This is a genomic window from Microbacterium sp. ISL-103, from assembly GCF_018613995.1.
Classification (GTDB): domain Bacteria; phylum Actinomycetota; class Actinomycetes; order Actinomycetales; family Microbacteriaceae; genus Microbacterium.
In genome coordinates this window covers 1-1454 of record NZ_JAGGPD010000593.1, presented here as the reverse complement: position 1 = coordinate 1454, position 1454 = coordinate 1, and the positions used below count along the sequence as shown (strand labels likewise).

The following is a 1454-nucleotide window of genomic DNA, read 5'->3' as shown; positions in this document are numbered from 1 at the left end:
CAGTTCCCGACGCGCATCGGCGATCGCCCCCTCCTCGGCCTCGAGACGCTCGAGCGCGGCTCGGGCCCGATCCCGCTCGACCTGCGCCCGCTGCTCCTCACGTGCGGTCGCGAGGGCTGCGTCCGCGGCGTCGGACTGCTTCTCTGCGTCGATGCGCTCGTGCGCCCGACGTTCCGCACGGTAGTCGGCACGAGCCTTGGCGCGACGCAGAGCATCGAGGCGCTCGTCGGTCGTCGCTGCGAGAGGCTCCTCAGCTGACACATCGTCTGGCTGCGCCTCGCTGTCGCGACCGAGGTCGGCGTTGCCGACCAGTCTCTCTCCTTCGTCGAGCCGAGCCGACACCGTGGCGAGCCGGGCACCGAGCGCGTGCTCTGCCGCCTTGCGCCGTTCGTCGAACCGCGACTGCACGTCTTCGAAGCGCTCGGTTCCGAACAGCCGCCTCAGCAGCCCCTGCCGTTCTTTGCTGCCGGCGAGCAGGAACTCCGAGAACCGGTTCTGCGCGAGCAGGATGACCTGCAGGAACTGCTCGCGGCTGAGCTGCAGGATCTCGTCGAGCTCGTAGGCGGCTTCGCGCTCTTTCGCAGCGAGACCGATCCATTCGCCGCCGACCATCGTGTCGAGCTGCACGGCCGCGGGCTGCACCGTCATGCCGCCGCCACGTTTCTTGGGGCGCTCGTAGTCGGGCGATCGTCTCACCCGGTAACGGCCGGCCGGCGTGCTGAACTCCACCACGACCTCGGTGAGGTCGTCTGGCTCACAGTGATCGCTGCGCAGGCGCTTCTCGCCGCTCTCGTACCGCGGGACCCCGCCGTAGAGGCCGAAGCAGACCGCGTCGAGGATGCTGGACTTGCCGGCACCTGTGCGCCCGGCGATCAGGAAGATCCCGTCGTCGGCGAACGCATCGAAGTCGACGATCTGCCGCTCGCGGAACGGGCCGAACCCTTCGACCTCCAATCGGTGCAGCTGCATCAGAACATCTTCTTCTCTGTGGGAGCGTGATGGCGGCGACCCGTCACCAGACCGGGGCGACTCGTCACCGGAATGGATCGAGTCGTCACCGGATCAGATCGACAAGTCACCGGACTAGATGAGCGCGTCAGCGCGGACGCGGTCGTCGAGGACCTCGCGGATCAGCTCGCCCTCGCGCTCGGTCGCACCGTGCCCTGAACGCACGTGCTCGAGGAATGCCTCGATGCGCTCGGGGTCGGTCACGGCATTCCGCAGCCGTTCGGCGTACGAGCGATCGGCCGCCACGGACGTCTCGGAGGGCTGGTGCTGCACCATCGCGCAGTACGGATATCGTTCCCGGAGTCGGCGCATCGGCTCGGTCTGAGCGAGCGCGTCGGTGTACACCGCGCACACCCAGTCGTCGGCGTGCGCTGTGACGTTCTCGGCAGACAGGATCTCGTCGAGCGTGCCGGTGAGCGTCACGAGTCGGCGAGGCACAGGCAACT

2 protein-coding genes are annotated in these 1454 nt (G+C 68.2%); both read right to left on the bottom strand.

Going from position 1 to position 1454, the window contains the following annotated elements; genetic code table 11:
• Positions 1-969: AAA family ATPase (locus tag J7E68_RS18305; RefSeq protein ID WP_215174974.1), on the bottom strand; the 969-nt coding region annotated here is incomplete at its 3' end.
• A gap of 114 nt (positions 970-1083) precedes the next feature.
• The coding region (locus tag J7E68_RS18300) for an exonuclease SbcCD subunit D C-terminal domain-containing protein (RefSeq protein ID WP_215174973.1) at positions 1084-1454 on the bottom strand (371 nt) is incomplete at its 5' end.